This is a genomic window from Amycolatopsis sp. NPDC003865, from assembly GCF_053605345.1.
In genome coordinates this window covers 46,449-66,850 of the sequence record NZ_JBSGJA010000032.1, presented here as the reverse complement: position 1 = coordinate 66,850, position 20,402 = coordinate 46,449, and the positions used below count along the sequence as shown (strand labels likewise).

The window sequence follows — 20,402 nt, the reverse complement described above, 5'->3', positions numbered from 1 at the left end:
ATGGACAGAGCCAAAACCCCGCGGCCGGAGGGGTCCATAGGGTCGGACTTCCTCCAGCTCGACGTCCGCGAGGCGCCGCCGGGCGGCCTCGCGGACTGGCTCGCCGGGCAGCTGCGCGCCGCCGTCGCCGACGGCAGGCTCCCGGTCGGCGGCCGGCTGCCCGCGTCCCGGGTGCTGGCGGCCGAGCTGCGCGTGTCGCGCGGGGTCGTCACCGAGGCCTACCAGCGGCTGATCGACGACGGGCACGCGGCGGGCCGCGGCCGGGCCGGCACGGTGGTGGTGGCCGCGCCGGTGCTGGCGCCCGAGCCCGCGCGCGTCCGACCGCCGGCGAAGGTGATCACGCCGCTGCCGGGGGTCGAGGTCTTCGACGCGATCCGCGCGACCCCGGCCCGGATCGACCTGACCCCGGGCGTGCCGGACCTGACGGCGTTCCCGCGCGCGGCGTGGCTGCGGGCCGAGCGAGCGGTCCTCGACGAGCTCGAGCCGGCGCACTTCGGCTACGGCGACCCGCGCGGCGCGCCGGCGATGCGGCTGGCGGTGTCGCGCTGGCTGGCGCGCAACCGCGGCATCCGCGTCGACCCCGGCGAAATCATCGTGGTGGCCGGGGTCGCGCAGGCGCTGACGCTGGCGGGGGAGGTGCTGCGGCAGCACGGCGTGTCTTCGATCGCGGTCGAGGACCCGGGTTCGCTGGGCGCGCGCCAGCACCTGCACCACTGCGGCCTGGCGACGCCGCCGGTCCCGGTGGACGAGGACGGCCTGCGCGTCGACGGGCTGCGGTCGCCGGCGGTGCTGGTGACGCCGGCCCACCAGTTCCCGATGGGCGTGGTCCTGGGTGGTGAGCGCCGTCGTGACCTGATGCGCTGGGCGGCCGAGGGCGGGATCGTCGTCGAGGACGACTACGACGCGGAGCACCGCTACGACCGCGCGCCGGTGCCCGCGGTGCGGTCGATGGTGCCGGAGGTGTGGTACACGGGAAGCGTTTCGAAGCTGCTGGCACCGGCGTTGCGGGTCGGGTGGCTGCTGGCGCCGCCGCGGTTCTTCGACGACCTGGTGGCGGCGAAGCGGTTCGCGGATCTCGGCAACCCGGTGCTGGCCCAGCTGGTGCTGGCCCGGCTGATGGAGACCGGTGAGCTGGAGCGCCAGCTGCGGGTGGTCCGGGCGCGGCACCGACGTCGTCGCGACGCGATGATCCGCGCGGTGTCTTCGGAGCTGCCGTCCGCGGTGGTCCACGGCGCGGCGGCGGGCCTGCACCTGACGATCACGTTCGGGCCCGAGGTCGACGACGTGGCGGTGGCGGCGGCCGCGCTCGAGGAGGGGGTGAAGGTGCAGCCGTTGTCGTGGCACCGGCAGCTCCCGGGGCCGCCGGGCCTGGTCCTGGGGTACGCGGCCCGGAACGCGACGGAGATCGCGGAAGGCGTGGCCGTGCTGGGGCGGCTGGTAAAGACTCCACAAAGGACAGTCAAGCGAGTGTGATCATGCTCTCGCAGGCGATTCGCGGACTTGGTTGCCATACGCAAGCAAGTTGCTTAGCCTAGCTAAGGGACTTTGCGAGCAGAAGGGTTGCACAGTGGCGGAACGCCGGACGTATTCGATCGCGGAACTGGGGCCGCGGTACAAGTGGATCGCGCTGTCCAACACGACGCTGGGCATGCTGATCGCCACGATCAACTCCTCGATCGTGCTGATCGCGCTGCCCGACATCTTCAAGGGCATCGGCATCAACCCCCTGGAACCGGCCAACACCAGCTACCTGCTGTGGATGATCATGGGCTTCCTCGTGGTCACCGCGGTGCTGGTGGTGAGCTTCGGCAGGCTCGGCGACATGTACGGCCGCGCGAGGATGTACAACCTCGGCTTCGCCGTCTTCACCGTTTCCTCCATCATGCTGGCCGTCACCTGGTTCGACGGTGACGCGGCCGCGTTGTGGCTGATCGGCTGGCGGATCGTGCAGGGTGTCGGCGGCGCCTTCCTGATGGCCAACTCCTCGGCCATCCTCACCGACGCGTTCCCGGCCAACCAGCGCGGGCTCGCGCTCGGCATGAACGGCGTCGCGGCGATCGCGGGCTCGTTCCTCGGCCTGGTCGTCGGCGGCGTGCTCGCGCCGGTCGACTGGAACCTGATCTTCCTCGTCTCGGTGCCGTTCGGCGTGATCGGCACGATCTGGGCCTACCTCAAGCTGCACGACACCGGCGTCCGCAAGCACGCGCGGATGGACTGGTGGGGCAACATCACCTTCGCGGTCGGCCTGATCTCGGTGCTGGTCGGCATCACCTACGGCATCCAGCCCTACGGCACGTCCCAGACCGGCTGGACCAGCCCGATGGTGCTGTCCTGCCTGATCGGCGGCGTCGCGGTGCTGGTCGCGTTCGTGGTCATCGAGACCAAGGTCGACAACCCGCTGTTCCGGCTGTCGCTGTTCCGGATCCGCTCGTTCACCTGGGGCAACATCGCGAACCTGACGGCGTCGCTGGGCCGCGGTGGCCTGCAGTTCATCCTGATCATCTGGCTGCAGGGCATCTGGCTGCCGCAGCACGGCTACACGTTCGAGCAGACGCCGCTGTGGGCGGGCATCTACATGCTCCCGATGACGGTCGGGTTCCTGGTCGCCGCGCCGACGTCGGGCATCCTCGCCGACCGCATCGGCAGCCGCCTGCTCGCCTCGGGTGGCCTGCTCATCACGGCGATCACGTTCCTGCTGCTGATCATCCTGCCGGTGAACTTCGACTACTGGGCGTTCGCGGCGATCCTGCTCGTCAACGGCATCGGCATGGGCATGTTCTCCTCGCCCAACCGCGCCGAGGTGATGAACAGCCTGCCGGCGGACGCGCGCGGCTCCGGCGCGGGCATGATGACGACGTTCCAGAACGCGGCGATGGTCCTGTCGATCGGCTTCTTCTTCAGCCTGATCATCTCGGGCCTGTCGAGCAGTCTCCCTTCGACGATGCACGACGGTCTGGTGGCCCACGGCGTCCCCGAAGCGGCGGCGGCCCAGGTGGCGAACCTGCCGGCGGTGGCGGTGCTGTTCGCGGCGTTCCTGGGCTACAACCCGATCCAGCAGCTGCTGGGTGGTCAGCTGTCGTCGCTGCCGCCGGACCAGGCGTCGTTCCTGACCGGACGCAGCTTCTTCCCGAACCTGATTTCGGGCCCGTTCCAGTCGGGCCTGGCGGTGGCGTTCGGCTTCGCGATCGCGGTGTGCTTGATCGGCGCGGTGGCGTCGTTGCTGACGAAGGACGCGCGCCCCTCCGGCGGGGAGTCGGTCGGCGAGGAGCTGGCCGCCGTGGCGGGCGAGTCGAGCGGCGGGCCGAGCGAATTGGTGTCGCCTTCGGCCGAGCGCTGACCCACACCGGCGACGGGCCGGCTGCCACCACCCGGTGGCGGCCGGCCCGTTGCCGTTTCACGGGCTCTCCCCGCCGTTGGTTTTAGGCCGAACGGCGCAATTGTCAAAGACCGGGTAACGGTCCGATCATGAGATCGATGTGAAGATCGAACAGCTCGCGGGAGGGCGGGCTCGTCTTCGCGCGGCATGGAGGGTGCGGCGCTCGAGGCACCCCGCCAGGTAACCACCGGCCCGATCCAGCACCTCGCCGCCCGCGTGCCGTCCGGCACGGCGGGCCGGTCGATGCTGCCCGCCGCCGCATCCACGATCTTCAGACGAGGGGAAATCCATGCGCCAGAAACCGTTCTCACGGAGACCCGCGGTCCTGTTCTGCGCGGTCACCGCGGCGCTCGCCACCGTGACCGTGACCGGCGCGAGTCCCGCGGCCGCGGCCGACACGATCACGTGCCGCGCGAGCGCGGGCGTGTTCTACACCCTCCCGGACACCCACCTCGACCTCGACCGCCACAACGAACCCGAGACCGGCGCCACCTCCTGGACAGGTCGGGCGACGATCGGCAACGCGTGGAACGGCAAGACCCTGGCCGGCCCCGACGGCCGGATGTACATCATCGGGGACGACGGTCAGGTCCGCCGCCACCGCCGGCTCGCCACGGGCTGGGAGAACGGCGGGATCAGCACGACGATCGCCACGGGCTGGAACGGCGTCACGCTGCCGCAGTACCGGAACCGGATCACCGTCGACGCCACCGGTGACTTCTACTGGTCGCACGACAACATCCTCGCCTGGGTGCGGTACGACGAGACGACCAAGGTCTGGACCAGCCGGCTGATCGACACGGGCTGGACCCTGACCAAGTACGACATGATCGTCGGCGCCGGAGCCGGGGTCTTCTACGCGCGCACTCCCGCCGGGGCGCTCTACCGCTTCCAGTACGACCCGACCAGCCAGCGGTGGATCGAGTACGCGACGCTGGTCGGCACCACCGGCTGGCAGAACTTCGCACAGGTCGCCTCGGCCGGTGGTGACGTCCTTTACGCGCTGGACAAGAACAACGGCCAGCTCAAGTGGTACCGCTACCTCGGTGCGGGCAGCTGGACCGGTCCGAAGGTGGTCGGCACGATCGGCACGGACTACCAGTTGAGTGTCACCACCGACGACTGCAAGCTGGTCGACCCGGGCCTGCCCGGCCGGCCGGCGGTGCCGGTCGTCGCCGACGCGCCGAGCGCCGTCGTCGAAGGGACGGGCGGGAAGCTCCAGCACTTCTACGTCGACGGCTTCGGCCGGCTCATCCACGGGCGGCAGCGGTCCACGGACATCACCGTCGTCGACTTCGCGGTCGTCCCCGGCTACCAGCAGTACACGGGCACGCCGGGCGCGCTCCGGCTCGCCGACGACAGCCTGCTGGTCACCGCGCTGGGCCAAGACAGCGAGACCCGGCGCAGCACCCAGGCACCGGCCACGACGACCTGGACGGCCGCGACCGGCTTCGGCGGGTGGACGCCCGGACCCGCGGTCCTCGTCCAGCGCTCCGGCGTCGGGACCGCGTTCGCCGTCGACGGCGCGGGGCGCCTGCTGGCCCGTCCGCAGGACCCGGCCAGCACGCAGTACCTGCCGTGGCGCGTGCTGCCGTCTTCGGGCCTGACCGCGGACCTGACGGCCGTCGTGCAGCCGGACGGGATCGACCTCGTCGCGCGCACCACCGCGGGCCTGTACACCAAGGCCACGTACGTCGACGGAACCCTGAGCGCCTGGAGCGCGGTGCCGGGCACGGGCTGGACCGGCAAGCTCGCCGCGACGGCGAACCCGGACCAGACCCTCGAAGCCTTCGCCGTCCAGCCGGACGGCGTGGTGGTCAACCAGCGCGAGCAGGCCGCCGGCTTCACCGGAACCTGGAAGCCGCTCCCGGGGATCACCGGGCAGGGCTCCCCGGCCGCCGCGGTCGACACCGGTGGCGTCGTGCACGTGGCGGTCCGCGCGACCGACGGCTACATCTACGTGACCGAACAGAAGGCGCCCGGCAGCACCGGCTACCAGGACTGGCAGAAGCTGGTGGACTCCCGCACCGGCGCGGCCTACCCGTCCGCGACGGACCCCTCGTTCACGGGGCTGTCCGCGGGCGGGGTGGTGGTGACCTACCGCGACAGCGACGGCGTCACCTACGCCTTCGGTTCCGGCGCCGCGGCCGCCGCCGCACGCAGCTCCCTGGCGCCGGCGACTGCGCCGGCGTTCGCGGGCGGACCGCTGCCCAAGCCGACCTTCTGACCGTTCCCCCGGCACTCCGGCGGGCCTCGAGCAACCCTCGGGCCCGCCGATCGGGGTGCCTCCATGCCGTGCTGTGGTTCGACCGACGAGGGCGGGTTCTGCCATGTTCGCTTCACGACGCAAGTCCGGGCACGCGAGCCGGGCGACGCTGCTCGGCCTCGTCGTCGCGCTGACGGCCGGGGTGCTCGGTCCGTCGGTCCCGGCCGGTCCGGACCTCGGTGCCGAGCTGCTCCAGCAGGCGATGGCCCTCGCGCCGAAGCAGCTGGCGGGGACCGCGGGGCGGCAGGCGGACGACGCCGGCGGCCGCGCCAACGTGGCCGGGCCGAAATCCCTGCAGTCGAAGTACCCGGCCGTGGCCGCGGGCGAGGCCGCGGTCCGCGCGAATGCCGTGCGGGTCGAGAACCCGGCGGCGCACGTCACCGGCTTCGACGAGAAGACCAGCCGGGAGCTGCCGGACCGGCGCACGGCGACCGACAAGACCTACGCCAACGCCGACGGCACCCTCACCACCGAGTTCGGCCAGGACCCGATCAACTACCGCGCGCCCGACGGCACCTTCCAGCCGATCGACACCGGGATCGTGCCCGGCGCCCCCGGCGCGGGGTGGACGAACGCGGCCGACGCCGAGCGGCTGGTGTTCGCCCCTCGGGCCACCGGTGAGGTCGTGCGGGTCGGCCTGGACGGCGACCACGAATTCGGCTTCGAGGTCAGTGGCGCCTCGCCGTCGGCGGGCACGGTGTCGGGCGGCCGGATCGTCTACCCGGGTGTGCGAGCCGGGGCCGACCTGCGCCTGGACGTGGTGCCGGGCGGGGTCAAGGAGACGCTGGTCCTGAATTCGGCGCAGGCACCCGCGGTGTGGGAGTTCCCGTTGCGCGTGAAGGGACTTCGGCCGTCGGTGGTGGACGGGCGGATCTCGCTCACCGACGCGGACGGGCGTGAGCGCGCCAGGATCCCGGTGGGCTTCATGACCGACTCCCGTCGCGACCCGGCGACCGGTGAGCCCGCCCGGTCCGAGGGCGTGACGTACCGGCTCCAGGAGACCGCCGGCGGGTACGTGCTCCGGGTCGAGCTGGACACGAGCTGGCTGAACGATCCGGCCCGCGTCTACCCGGTCGAGGTCGACCCCAGCGTCGAGACCACCGCCTCCGACGGCGGGGCGGTGTTCCAGAACGGCTCCCGCCTCGACGGCGGCACGGAACTCAAGATCGGGACGACGGGGTCGATCAAGGCCGCGAGCTACCTGTCGTTCGGCGGCGTCGAGAGCCGGCTCCGCAACCACAAGATCCTCGGCGCCCAGCTGACGCTGAAGAGCACCTGGTCGTGGTCCTGCCAGCCGCGCCCGGTGACCGTGCACGGCGTCACGGCGCCGTGGAACACCGCAACCGGCTTCCCCGGGCCCGCCTTCGGTCCCGCGCTCGCCCAGGAGTCCTTCGCCCACGGGTACATCGGCCTCCAGCAACACGCTTCGAGCTGCCCGTCGGCGACCGAGCTGATCCCGCTCGGCACCGGCGGCCGCGACCTCGTGCAGCGCTGGGTGACCGGCGCGCAGGCCAACTACGGCCTCGCGGTCCGCGCTTCGGAAACCGATCCCTACGGCTGGAAGAAGTTCACCGGCAACCGGACGGCGAACCCGCCCCGCCTGTTCGTCACGCACACCGCCTACGACGCCGAATACCGCGTCGACCGCGGTGTTCCCCAGCCACCGGTGACCCGCACGCAGGCCGGCAAGGTCAAGATCACCGTCACCAACCGCGGCGCGGACACCTGGACCGCGGCGGACTACGCACTCGGCTACCGCGCCTTCACCGCCGCCGGATCCCCGGTCGGCGCGGTCGAGGCCGCGTCCCTGCCCAGCGACGTGCCGCGGGGCGGCTCGGTGACGGTGGACGCCACCATCAAGGCCATCGAGCCGGGCAGCTACCTGTTCGACTTCAGCATGCTGCGCCGCGGCGGAGCCTGGTTCACCGACGAGCAGATCCCGCCGACGCGCCTGTCGATGACCGTGTTCGACGTCCCGCCGATCGTCAAGGCGCAGTACCCGCCGAACGGGTTCTCCGCGCCCACGCTCACCCCGCAGCTGTGGGCGGACGCGGTGGACGTGGACGCACCGGTCTCCTCGAACCTCAAGTACCGCTTCGAGGTCTGCGAGAACTACGTCGCCAAACCGGACGGGACGCTGACCGGAGTGTCCTGTGTGGACTCCGGCTACGTGACCAAGCGGACGTGGACCGTCCCGGCCGGAGCGCTGCGCTGGAGCAAGGACTACCAGTGGCGCGTCTTCGCCTACGACGGCAACGCCGAGAGCGAGAAGCTCACGCCGAGCCACTTGCTGACAGCGGTCCCGCAACCGGAAATCACCTCCCACCTCGCGAACGCGCCCTACAGCGGCGCGCAGCGCGACTTCGACCCGCAGACCGGCAACTACTTCTCCAGCGCGGTCGACGCCGCGGTGCAGGTGACCGGCCCGGAACTGACCGTCGCCCGCACCTACAACAGCCTCGACCCCCGCGGTGACCTGACCTTCGGCGCGGGGTGGTCGACGCGCTACGACATGAAGGTCGTGCCCGACAACGACGGGTCGGGCAACGTCGTGGTGACCTACCCCGACGGTCAGCAGGTCCGGTTCGGCCGCAACAGCGACGGGACCTTCGCACCTCCGCCGGGACGGCAGGCCGACTTCCGGATCGAGGTGGAAGCCGCCGGCGGCGGCTGGGTGCTGACCGACAAGGCGGCCACGCTCTACCGCTTCCGCCCCGACGGCAGGCTCATCGAGATCTACGACCAGGCCGGCCACCACGTCGAACTCGACTACGGCACCCCCGAGCACCTCCGGCGGGCGATCAGCCGGACCAGCGACCGGATCCTCTACTTCAAGTGGACCGGTAACCACGTCACCTCGGTGAGCACCGACCCGATCGACGGCAAGCAGCTCACCTGGACCTACACCTACGACGGCGACCGGCTGACGAAGGTCTGCGACCCCGAGGGCGGGTGCACGAACTACGACCACACCGCGGGTTCGCACTACCGCAGCTCCGTCGTCGACGCCCGCCCGTCGTCGTTCTGGCGCTTCGGCGAGACGGCAGGCACGACGGCGGCGAGCGAGAACGGGCTCAAGCTCGGCAAGGACGCCGGAACCTACAAGGACGTCACCCTCGGCCAGCCGGGACCGCTGACCGGCACCGGGACCGCGGCGACGTTCAACGGCACCTCGTCGGTGGTGACCTTGCCGGACGGCCTGGTCCGCAAGAACCGCGACCTCGCCGTCGAACTGTGGTTCCGGACCGCGACCGGGGGCCCGCTCTTCGGTTACCAGAAGGCGCCGATCAGCGGCACGCCCAGCGGCGCGGTGCCCGTGCTGTACGTCGGCACGGACGGCAAGCTGCGCGGCCAGTTCTGGAACGGTGCCGCCGCGCCGATCACTTCGGCGGCGGCGGTGAACGACAACACCTGGCACCACGTCGTCCTCTCCGGCGCGCTCGCGACCCAGACGCTCTACCTCGACGGCCAGGCGGTCGGCAGCGTCCAGGGCGAGATCGCGCACGACGACGTCGTCTACAACCAGATCGGGGCCGCGTACACCGTCCCGCCGTCGGCTTGGCCGGGCTGGGGAACCGAGCCACGCCGGTTCTTCGCCGGGCAGATCGCCGAGGCCGCGTTCTACGAGTACGCCGTCGGCCCGACGACCGCCGCGGCGCACTTCCAGGCCCGGACGGCGGCCAGTTCGCTCACCAAGATCACCCTGCCCAGCGGCCGGGTCGCCGCGCAGCTGAGCTACGACACGGCTTCGGACCGCCTCACCGAGGTCGTGGACCGCAACGGCGGCCACTGGCGCCTGGGGCGGCCCGTCGTCACCGGGACCGAGACGAACCTGGTCCGCACGACGCAGGTCTCCGACCCCGGGAACCGCCCGCACTTCTACGACTACGACCCGGTGCGGGGCCGCATCCTCCGCTACATCGCGCCGCTGGGCCAGGGCATCCGTCCGGAGGACCGGCGCGACGGCGACGGCAATCCGCTGCCGCCGGACAACGCGGCCTGCGACCCGTCGGCGCCCCAGGACCCGAGCGACCCCTCGTACTGCGGCGGCCCGGTGGGCGGCGACGGCACGTGGGTCGGCGGCCCGGTCAACGGCCAGGGCGTGCGGACCTACGACTACGACGACAAGGGCTTCCAGACCACGATCGGCGACGAGCTCGGCAACACGGTCGTCCTGACCAACGACGAGCGCGGCAACGTCGTCGCCCGCAAGACGTGCCGCGTCGCGCCGGGCGACTGCCAGACGTCGTACTCGACGTACTACCTGAACGCGGCCGACGTGACGGACCCGCGCAACGACAAGCTGCTGTCGTCCCGCGACGCGCGTTCGGCGAACGCGGACGACCCGGCATACGCGACGACGTACACGTACACGGACCTGGGTGTCCGAGGGCTGCTGTCGACGGAGACGACCCCGGACGGCGGAGTGACCCGGCACGCGCAGTCGAACGGCACGGAAGCCGCGGTGGGCGGCGGCAACGTTCCCGCGGGTCTCCTCCTGCAGACGACCGACCCCCGCAACGGCGTCACGGCCTACTCCTATTACAGGAACGGCGATCTGGCGAAGGTCGTGGACCCGGCCGGCCTGACGACGACGTACACGTACGACGTCTTCGGCCGCAAGAAGACGGAGACGCGCAGCAGCGCGTCCGATCCGGCCGGGGTGACGACCACCTACGCCTACGACTCCCGCTCGCACCAGACCGCTGCGACCGGTTCGGGCGTGGTCAACGCGGTCACCGGGGTCACGCACACCGCTCAGACGCTCACCGGCTACGACGCCGACGGCAACGTCGTGCGCACCGAGGAGAAGGACCTGACCGGCGGTGACGCCACCCGCGTCACGACGACCGACTACGACGACTTCGGCCGGCCAAGCCGGGTCGTCGACCCGGAGGGCGGGGTCACCTCGTCCGGCTACGACGCGTTCGGCAACCGGGTCTGGATGGTCGACGCGGGCGGGAACAAGTACGAGTACGGCTACACCGCCCGCAACGCACTCGCGGAAGTCCGGCTGCGGGCCTGGACCGGCCAGGCGACCGATCCGGCGACCGGGGGCGGTGACACCGACGGCAGCGGCGACACGACGTCCGCGCCGACCCTGGTCCTCGCGTCCTACGCCTACGACCTCGCGGGTCGCCGGGTGCGGGAAACCGACTCGATGGGGCGCACCACCCGCTACCAGTACTTCGGAGACGGGAAGGTCTGGAAGGTCGTCGCCCACGACGTGCGCGATCCGTTCAACCCGGCGGCCCCCAAGCGCGATGTCACCCTGCAGGAGTACGCCTACGACGCCGCCGGCCAGAAGACGAAGCTGACCGAGCCGGGCGGTCGTGTCACGACGTTCGAATACGACGCCGCGGGCCGCGGAACGGCGGAAACCGCCGACCCGTCGGGACTGGCGAACCGGACCGAATGGACGTACGGGCCGGGCGGCGACGTCGTCAAGACCGTCCACACCGGACAGAGCTCGAACAGCACGCGGCTCGACCTCGGCAACCGCGAGACCGTCGAGTACGGCTACGACAGCGCGGGTCACCAGACGAGCAAGTCCGTCACGAAGAGCGCGACGGAGAAGCTGACCACCACCTACCGGTACGACGAGCGCGGGCTGGTCACCGGGGTCACCTCGCCGCGCGGCAACGCCCCCGGCGCGGATCTGGCCGCGTTCACCACGAACCTGACCTACGACAAGCTCGGCCGGGTCGTCCGGACCACGCAGCCGCTCGTCGCGGCCGAGTCCGGGGGAGCGGCGGCCGCGCAGGTGCGCCCGGAGGTCGTCGACGGCTATGACACGTTCGGGAACCAAACCGAGACGAAGGACCCGAACGGCAACGTCGGAGCGGTGACCTACGACCGGGCGGGCCGGGTCGTGAAGGTGGCGTCGCCGGACTACCGCAAGCCGGGGGAGACGACCGCGGCGAAGGTCGCCACGACCCGGCAGTACGACGCGCTCGGCAACCTGCTGAGCGTCACGGACCCGGCAGGCGCGGTCACCCGCTACCGGTACGACCAGCTCGGCCGCCCGGTGGAGCGCACCGACCCGGACCCGGCGGCCGGCGACCGGCCCGGCGGGGTGTGGAGCTACGGCTACACCACCGAGGGCGAGCCGCTCTCCACCACGGACCCGACCGGTTCGCGGGTGGAAGCCACCTACGACGACCTCGGGCGGCAGGTCACGGCGACCCGCCTCGAGCGCCGTCCGGCACCGGCGGCGTACAGCACGAAGCTCCGTTACGACGACGCCGGGAACCTCGTTTCCACGACGGCGCCGACCGGCGAGGTGACGAAGAACGAGTACGACGTGCTCGGGCAGCGGACCGTCACCACGGACCCGGCGGGCGTGGTCTCCCGGTTCGGCTACGACTTCGCCGGGCGGCCGGTGCGGCAGTCCGACGGCCACGGCCGGACGGGCTACGTGAGCTACGACCAGGCAGGCCGGGCCACCGGCTTCTACAGCTTGGCTCCGGACGAGCACGTGCTCCGCAAGAGTTCGGTCGGTTACGACGCCGACGGCAACAAGGTCTCGGCGACGGATGCGCTCGGCCGTACCACCCGGTTCGACCACGACTCCCGCGGCCTCTTGGTCCGGCAGCAGGAGCCGACCACCGACACGGCGTCGATCACGACGTCGTACGGCTACGACGCGGCGGGCAACCGGACCCGGTCGACCGACGGCCGCGGCAACAGCACGCTCGAGACGTACAACGCGCTGGGGCTGTCGGAGTCGGTGGTCGAACCGGCCACGGCGGCGCATCCGGCCGCTGCGGACCGCACCTGGACGACCTCGTACGACCCGGCCGGCCGGCCGGTGCGCGTGCAGGCACCCGGCGGCGTCGAACGGCAGCGGACGTTCGACGCGCTCGGCCGGCTGACGCTGGAGACCGGCACCGGCGGGGCCCAGCCGACCCCGGACCGCGTCCAGCGGTTCGACCCGGTGGGCCGCCTGCTGGCGGTGAACGCGCCCAGCGGTGAGAAGACGTTCACCTACGACGACCGCGGTGACCTGCTCACGAGCACGGGACCGCTGTCGGGGACGTCGACCTACTCCTACGACGGGTCCGGCCGGCTGACCCAGCGCGTCGACGGAGCGGGCACCGCGGTGTTCACCTACCAGAAGGGACGCCTGTCGACCCAGCAGGACGGCCTGACCGGCGTCAAGCAGACGCTCGGTTACGACGACGCGGGCAACCTCGCGTCGATCGATTACGGCAGCGGCCGCGTCCGCACCTACGGGTATGACGACTTCGGCCGTCAGACGAGTGACGAGCTGAAGGCCACCGGCGGCGTTTCCCTCGCGGCACTCGCCTACAGCTACGACCTCGACGACCGCCTCACCGGCAAGAAGACGACGGGGGTGGCCGGAGCCGGCGACAACACGTACGGCTACGACCAGGCGGGCCGCCTGACGTCGTGGAGCGTCGGCGGCAAGACGACCGCATACGCGTGGGACGCCTCGGGCAACCGCGTGCAGGCGGGCGACCGCACGGCGACGTTCGACGAGCGCAACCGCCAGCTGACCGACGGCGCGGACACGCTGACGTGGAGCCCGCGGGGCACGCTGAACGCCCGTTCGGGACCAGCCGGAACAGTGACGTCGGAGTTCGACGCGTTCGACCGGGCGGTGAAGCAGGGCTCGGCCACGTACGCGTACGACGGTCTCGATCGGGCGTCGTCGAGGAACGACCAGGCCTTGTCGTACGACGGCACCTCGCTGGACCTGACCTCGGACGGCACGTCGACTTTCTCACGCGACAACGTGAACGGGCTGCTCGCCGAGAAGTCCGGCTCGGGCCCTGGCCAGGTCGCGCTGACCGATCGCCACTTCGACGTCGTCGGAGAGCTGGATCCGGTCGCATCCCAGTTGACCGGTTCGTCGGCCTTCGACCCCTTCGGTGCCCGGACGGCCTCCGCGGGGACGACCTCACCGCTGGGGTTCCAGTCGGACTACACCGACCCGGCCACGGGCCAGGTCGACATGGGAGCCCGGTGGTACTCGCCGGGAACCGGGTCGTTCACCAGCCGGGACGACATCCAAGTGGATCCTGGCGGGCCCGCAACGAGAGCGAACCGGTACCTCTTCGGCGACGCCGATCCGCTGGGCCGAGTCGACCTCGACGGGCACCAAGCCTCGGATCCGGGTTCGGTGATCCACGAGGTCGACCCCAACGGGGTCTGCGACAACTACTCCGGTTACGCCTACCTCACCTGCATGTGGGTGCTGACGTTCTTTCCTCACGTCACCGTGTACGGGCCCGGCGACATCCGGAACCCCGTCGTCGTGGGTCCGCTGCCACCCGGTCGTGCCAACGCCACGGGGACGGCAACCCTGCGCGGTGGGTCGGGCAAAGCGGGCACCTGCCGGGTGTCTTGTGGTGGTTCGGGCAAGCGCGTGGCTCCACACTGGCAGCCGCCGCCCCCGCCGCCGGGGATCGCCGCCCGGAAGGTCGCGAACGACCGCGCGCTGCGCGTTCCCGATCCCATCCCGGTCGGCGCGCTCGGGCAGTACCTCGCCGACGGCACGACTACGAGCAACCCCAATCTGCCGGCCGACAAGGTTTCCGACGACCAAGGGGACCTGCAGAAGTGGTTCGACGTCTACCGGCACTTCCGCGATCTGGTTCGCGGGCCCAACGGTGATGTGGTCCAGGACATCCGAGACCTCCCGGTCTCCGAACTGGTCGAGCAGGGCAAACTCGAAGTCTTCTACCGGGCGATGTCGTTCGAAGAGTTCGAATCCTTCAAGAAAAACGGGATCAGGCCCAAGAAGAACGAAAGCTTCATCGTCGACGATCCCGGTTACATCCAGCGGCGAATTCCCAAGTTCAAGAGTGGCAAGTACGACGTCGTCGTGACCATGTACGCGAAACCGGGTACGCGGCAGTTGCTGATCGACAACGGGGCCATCGACTACCCGCCGTCGCCTCTCATTCGCGAGCGAGGACTCGACGGCCTCCCGCGGGTGAGCAACGACATCCGGCAAGTGCACGTGAAGTCGGAGCACGGATTCATCACCTATGGACTCCGTGGCAAGAGAGGCGGCGGCAGTGCCGACTTGTACAATGGGCAGCTGCTGGGGTACGAAGTGGAGTCCTTGGATGATTTTGTCGGGAGGTGATTGTGGTGGTTGACAGCGACATTGCGACGATCGTTCTCGCGGCGGAGATAAACCCGCTCGAGAAAGCATCGCGGCTCCGCGGGAAGAATCCTGACGAGGTGGTCGAGGCGTTGTCCGAAGGGCTCGCGAGGGCTTTCAAGGACCGGGATTGGTCCCGCTTCGACAGTTACGTCAACGTCGTTAGCGAATTCCCGTCGCCGTCCTACGTGCCCGTGCTGATCGAAGCGCTCGACCTGGCCCGTACCGAGCCGCACGTCTACGCCCTCGACATCGTGTACACCTTGTCGGACCTCGCCGCGCCGGAGTCGGTACCCGTCCTGGCGCGGACCGTGGCCTGGCACCGTGAGGACGACATCGACGACGACCTGGCGGTGAATGCGCTGGACGCCCTGCTGCACATCGACACCCCCGAATCCCGTGCGGCGCTCGCGGCAGCGGTCGACGATGACAGGGAAGCGGTCCGCGACCTCGCGCGGGAGGTGGCGGACCGGCCGGAAGACTTCTGGTGACCTACCAGCCGAGCGTGGCCCGCTGGATCTTCACCGGCTTGGCCGGTGCGCCGTCCAGCGGCCCGTTCGGGTCGGTCGGGATGATCCCGTCCGCCACCATGTGATCGATCGCGGACATCCCCCGCACCACGGTGCCCAGCACCGAATAGTTCGCCGGGATGTTCGCGAACGAATGCACGATGAAGAACTCGGACCCGTTGGTCCCCGGCCCCTGGTTCCCCATGGCGACCGTCCCGCGCGGGTAGGTCTCGGAACCGGTCACCTCGTCCGGGAACTTGTACCCCGGCCCGCCCTTTTCGACCTCGTAGATGTCTCCGCACTGGAGCACCCCGAGCCGGGACGAGTTCGTCAGCCGCCAGCACTGCGAACGGTCGTAGAACCGCTGCAGGATCAGCGAAACCATGTTGTGGACCGCGCACGGAGCGGCTCCGGCGCGGTTCAGCCGCACCGTCACCGGCCCGTAGTTGAAGCGGAACGTCACGTCCACCGTCCCGCGCGTCAACGCGAACGGCAGCGGACGCACCACCGGACGGGCGGCGGGGTTGTCGGGCGTCGGGGTGAACTCGCACCGCGTCACCACCGGGGCCGCCGACGCCGAAGCCGGCGCGGTCAGCAAAGCACCCAGCACACCGACGAGAGCCAGACCCCAGCGCAGCTTCATGCCGGGGACGTTAGCGAATGACGAACTACTTGCGCCAGGCCGTGCGCTGCTTGCGGATGTCGAGGACCAGCAGCAGGACCAGGAACAGCGCCAGGCCGACCAGCCACACGTTCTCGGTGTTGTTCTCGTGGTTGCCCTTGATCATCACGATGAGGATGACCGCGCTGACCCAGCCGGCGATCCGGGTGGCCTTCGGGAACGAGCCGTGCCAGCCCCAGGCCGCCGACGGCTCGTCGCGCGGGTCGACCTCGGGACGCCGCTTCTCGACCGCCTTGCCTGCCACGATGAACTCCTCAAGACCCATGAACCACGGACGCGCCGATGATCCCACACCTCCGGGCCCGCCGCGGAGACGGCCCGCGTGGCGCCGGCCACTCGCCGGCCAGGCAACCTCCGGGTGCGCGGCGGAGACGTCCCGCGCGACAATGTCCCGCGATGACTACCTCGCGAAGCGTTCTCGTGCTCGGCTCCACCGGGTCCATCGGCGTCCAGGCCTTGGACGTCGCGGCCCGCAACCCGCACCTCTTCCGGGTGGCCGGCATCGCGGCGGGCGGCGCCGATCCGGCCGCGCTCGCCGCCCAAGCGCTCGCCCACGGGGTCGAGGCCGTCGCCGTGACCAGGGCCACCGCCGCCGAAGACGTGCAGCTCGCGCTGTACGCCGAGGCGCAGAAGCGCGGCTACGCCCAGGGCGAGTTCAAGCTCCCGCGCCTCTTCGCGGGCTCCGACGCCGTCACCGAACTGATCGACGCCGTCCCCGTCGACACCGTCCTCAACGCCCTGCCCGGCTCGCGCGGCCTCGAGCCGACGCTCAAAGCGCTCGCCACCGGCGCCACCCTCGCGCTCGCGAACAAGGAGTCCCTCATCGCCGGCGGGCCGCTGGTGCTCGCCGCCGCGAAGCCCGGGCAGCTCGTGCCCGTCGACTCCGAGCACTCCGCCATCGCGCAGGCCCTGCGGGCCGGCAGGGAGAACGAAGTCGCCCGGCTCGTCCTCACCGCCTCCGGCGGCCCGTTCCGCGGCCGCAAGCGCGAGGAGCTGGCCGACGTCACCGTCGAGCAGGCCATGGCGCACCCGACCTGGTCGATGGGCCCGCTGATCACGATCAACTCCTCGACCCTGGTCAACAAGGGCCTGGAACTGATCGAGGCCGCGCTGCTGTTCGACATCGCGCCCGAAAAGATCGACGTCACCGTCCACCCGCAGTCGATCGTGCACTCGATGGTGACCTTCACCGACGGCTCGACGATCGCCCAGGCCAGCCCGCCCGACATGCGGCTGCCGATCGCGCTCGCGCTGCACTGGCCCGACCGCGTTCCCGGCGCCGCGGCCGCCTGCACCTGGGACCAGGCCGCGACCTGGACGTTCGAGCCGCTGGACAACGACGCTTTCCCGTCGGTCGAGCTGGCCCGGCACTGCGGCACGGTGGGCGGCTGCCTGCCCGCGGTCTACAACGCCGCGAACGAGGAGCTCGTGTCCGCTTTCCTCGCGCAGAACACCGGCTTCACGTCGATAGTGGACACTGTTTCCGAGGTGGTGGGAGCCGCCGACGAGTGGCGTCGCGAACCGCGCGACGTCGAAGACGTGCTCGCCGCCGAGCGCTGGGCCCGCGCGCGGGCCCGTTCGATCATCGAGGGGAAGTAGCGGGTGCTCGCCTACATCATCGGTGTGGTGCTCTTCGCGCTGGGGATCTGCGTCTCCGTCGCGCTGCACGAAGCCGGCCACATGGTCACCGCCAAGGCCTTCGGCATGAAGGTCCGCCGGTACTTCGTCGGCTTCGGGCCCACGGTGTTCTCGTTCCGCCGCGGGGAGACCGAGTACGGCCTGAAGTGGATCCCGCTCGGCGGGTTCTGCGACATCGCCGGCATGACCGCGCTCGACGAGGTCACGCCGGACGAGGCGCCGCGCGCGATGTGGCGGTTCAAGACCTGGAAGCGCACCGTCGTGATGTGCGCCGGGTCGGTCACGCACTTCATCCTCGGCTTCGTCGTGCTCTACCTGATGGCCGTGACGATGGGCCTGCCGAACCTGGCCCCGACGAAGACCGAGCCGGTGCTGGCCGCGACCTCCTGCGCCCGGTCGACGACGACCGAGGAGCAGGCCAAGGACACCACCTGCCCGCCGGGCGCCCTGACGCCGGCGAAGACGGCCGGCCTGCAGGTCGGCGACAAGGTCCTCGCGGTCGGCGGCAAGCCGGTCGCGACCTGGGACGAGATGCTCGCCACCGTCCAGGCCACCAGCGGCCCGACCGCGTTCCAGGTGCTGCGAAACGGCCAGACGCTGAACCTCACCGTCGACGTGCCGAAGGTGCAGCGCTGGACCAGCACCGGGGTCAAGACGGTCGGCATGATCGGCGCCTCGGCCCAGCCGCCCGCGCTGACCACGCAGTACGGCCCGATCGCCGCCGTCGGCGCCACGTTCAGCTTCACCGGCACGATGTTCGCCGAGACGGCCCAGCGGCTCGTCGAGTTCCCCGAGCGCATCCCCGCCGTCGTCACCGCGATCTTCGGCGGCGAGCGCGACCCCAACACCCCGGTCAGCGTCGTCGGCGCGAGCCGGATCGGCGGCGAGGCCGTCGAGCAGGGCATCTGGGTGCTGTTCTTCTTCCTGCTGGCCAGCCTGAACTTCTTCATCGGCGTGTTCAACCTGCTGCCGCTGCTGCCGCTGGACGGCGGGCACATCGCGGTGGTCTGGTACGAGCGCGTCCGCGACTGGATCCGCGGCCTGCGCGGCAAGGCGGCCGGCGGCCCGGTGGACTACACGAAGCTGTCCGGGATCACGATGGTGCTGGTCCTCATCGGCGGCGCGGTCACGCTACTCACGGTGACCGCGGACATCGTCAACCCGATCCGCCTGCAGTAGCGCCCGGTCACGGAGGGGTTCCGGCCCCTCCGTGACCCGGCACACGGGCCGTAACGCTGCTCACCGTGACGGTTGACATGGTGAAGGTGGCCCGGTCGGGGTAGGTACGCTGGACGCCGTGACCGTCGCACTCGGTATGCCAGCCCTGCCCCCGCCCGTCCTCTCCGAGCGCCGCAAGACCCGCCAGCTCCACGTGGGCCCGGTCGGCGTCGGCAGTGACTTCCCGATCTCCGTCCAGTCGATGACGACGACGCTCACCTCCGACGTCAACGCGACCCTGCAGCAGATCGCCGAGCTGACCGCCGCGGGCTGCGACATCGTCCGCGTGGCGTGCCCGTCGGCCGACGACGCCGAGGCGCTGCCGGCGATCGCGCGCAAGTCGCAGATCCCGGTGATCGCCGACATCCACTTCCAGCCGAAGTACGTCTTCGCCGCGATCGAGGCCGGCTGCGCGGCGGTGCGCGTGAACCCGGGCAACATCCGGAAGTTCGACGACCAGGTCAAGGAGATCGCGCAGGCCGCGAAGGACCACGGCACGCCGATCCGGATCGGCGTCAACGCGGGTTCGCTGGACAAGCGGATCATGGACAAGTACGGCAAGGCGACGCCGGAGGCGCTCGCCGAGTCGGCGCTGTGGGAGGCGTCGCTGTTCGCCGAGCACGACTTCCACGACATCAAGATCTCCGTGAAGCACAACGACCCGGTCGTCATGGTGCGCGCGTACGAGATCCTCGCCGAGCAGTGCGACTACCCGCTGCACCTCGGCGTCACCGAGGCGGGCCCGGCGTTCCAGGGCACGATCAAGTCGGCGGTGGCGTTCGGCGCGCTGCTGCGCCAGGGCATCGGCGACACGATCCGCGTGTCGCTGTCCGCGCCGCCGGTCGAAGAGGTCAAGGTCGGCGCGCAGATCCTGCAGTCGCTGAACCTGCGGCCGCGGAAGCTGGAGATCGTGTCGTGCCCGTCGTGCGGGCGCGCGCAGGTCGACGTCTACACGCTCGCCGAGCAGGTCACCGCCGGGCTCGAGGGCATGGAGATCCCGCTGCGCGTGGCCGTCATGGGCTGCGTCGTGAACGGTCCGGGGGAGGCCCGCGAGGCCGACCTGGGTGTCGCGTCCGGCAACGGCAAGGGCCAGATCTTCGTCAAGGGCGAGGTCATCAAGACCGTGCCCGAGCACGCGATCGTCGAGACGCTCATCGAAGAGGCCATGCGCATCGCCGAAGAGGCGGGCGAGTCCCTGGGCGAGGGCGCCCCGGTCGTCACCGCCGGCTGACGTACTCCCGCCGAAGCCCTCCTCGCCTTCGGGTGAGGAGGGCTTCGGCGCGTCTTCAGCCCTGCAGGTGGTGCTGGGCGGCGTCGCGGATCTGCAACCGGACGTTCTCCAGCGCGGCCGCCACCTCGTCGATCTGCTGCGCCGCCAGCTGGATCGCGCCCTGGATCGCGGTCGCGGTCGACGTCTCCCCGAGCAGGCCCAGCACCTGTGCCTGGAGGTCTTCGAGGTCGCTCTTGGTGGCGAGCGCGATGCCGGTGGGCACCTGGTCGGCGAGCAGCTCCAGCTGCTGCGCCTGCTCCTGGATCGTCATCGGGTGGTTCCTTCCGCGGTGGGGACGCACCCTCCG

General features: G+C 70.8%; 11 protein-coding genes. 8 read left to right on the top strand and 3 right to left on the bottom strand.

What is annotated here, in order from left to right; all coding sequences use genetic code 11:
• The 5 genes from pdxR (at position 1) to ACWEVP_RS45455 (ending at position 15,269) form a co-directional block, all read left to right on the top strand.
• Positions 1-1,473 (top strand): MocR-like pyridoxine biosynthesis transcription factor PdxR, encoded by a 1,473-nt coding sequence (pdxR, locus tag ACWEVP_RS45475; protein WP_452068817.1) that lies wholly within the window; start codon positions 1-3, stop codon positions 1,471-1,473.
• Positions 1,474-1,567: 94 nt separating this feature from the next.
• The gene (locus ACWEVP_RS45470) at positions 1,568-3,337 is read left to right on the top strand and encodes an MFS transporter (protein ID WP_452068816.1); all 1,770 of its coding nucleotides are present in this window, start codon (positions 1,568-1,570) and stop codon (positions 3,335-3,337) included.
• A 328-nt stretch (positions 3,338-3,665) separates the two neighbouring features.
• The gene (locus ACWEVP_RS45465) at positions 3,666-5,603 is read left to right on the top strand and encodes a tachylectin-related carbohydrate-binding protein (RefSeq protein WP_452068815.1); all 1,938 of its coding nucleotides are present in this window, start codon (positions 3,666-3,668) and stop codon (positions 5,601-5,603) included.
• A gap of 103 nt (positions 5,604-5,706) precedes the next feature.
• Complete coding sequence (locus ACWEVP_RS45460; protein WP_452068814.1) at positions 5,707-14,760, top strand: DNRLRE domain-containing protein; 9,054 nt, start codon at positions 5,707-5,709, stop codon at positions 14,758-14,760.
• Positions 14,761-14,765: 5 nt separating this feature from the next.
• Positions 14,766-15,269 (top strand): hypothetical protein, encoded by a 504-nt coding sequence (locus ACWEVP_RS45455; protein ID WP_452068813.1) that lies wholly within the window; start codon positions 14,766-14,768, stop codon positions 15,267-15,269.
• 1 nt (position 15,270) lies between these two features.
• Here ACWEVP_RS45455 and ACWEVP_RS45450 read toward each other — a convergent pair whose 3' ends face one another.
• Complete coding sequence (locus ACWEVP_RS45450) at positions 15,271-15,930, bottom strand: peptidylprolyl isomerase (protein ID WP_452068812.1); 660 nt, start codon at positions 15,928-15,930, stop codon at positions 15,271-15,273.
• A gap of 25 nt (positions 15,931-15,955) precedes the next feature.
• Entirely contained in the window at positions 15,956-16,213 is a 258-nt protein-coding gene (locus ACWEVP_RS45445; protein WP_091389979.1) for a DUF2631 domain-containing protein, read from the bottom strand.
• A gap of 152 nt (positions 16,214-16,365) precedes the next feature.
• On the opposite strand from ACWEVP_RS45445, the gene dxr reads away from it, so the two are divergent.
• The 3 genes from dxr to ispG all read left to right on the top strand — a co-directional run bounded on the left by dxr (position 16,366) and on the right by ispG (position 20,056).
• Entirely contained in the window at positions 16,366-17,568 is a 1,203-nt protein-coding gene (gene dxr, locus ACWEVP_RS45440) for a 1-deoxy-D-xylulose-5-phosphate reductoisomerase (protein WP_452068811.1), read from the top strand.
• Positions 17,569-17,571: 3 nt separating this feature from the next.
• Positions 17,572-18,786, top strand: coding sequence for a M50 family metallopeptidase (locus ACWEVP_RS45435; RefSeq protein ID WP_452068810.1), 1,215 nt, complete (start codon positions 17,572-17,574; stop codon positions 18,784-18,786).
• A gap of 136 nt (positions 18,787-18,922) precedes the next feature.
• Entirely contained in the window at positions 18,923-20,056 is a 1,134-nt protein-coding gene (ispG, locus tag ACWEVP_RS45430; RefSeq protein ID WP_452068856.1) for a flavodoxin-dependent (E)-4-hydroxy-3-methylbut-2-enyl-diphosphate synthase, read from the top strand.
• 55 nt (positions 20,057-20,111) lie between these two features.
• On the opposite strand, the gene ACWEVP_RS45425 is transcribed toward ispG, so the two are convergent.
• Positions 20,112-20,366, bottom strand: coding sequence for a hypothetical protein (locus tag ACWEVP_RS45425; protein WP_072480890.1), 255 nt, complete (start codon positions 20,364-20,366; stop codon positions 20,112-20,114).
• Positions 20,367-20,402: the final 36 nt, after the last annotated feature.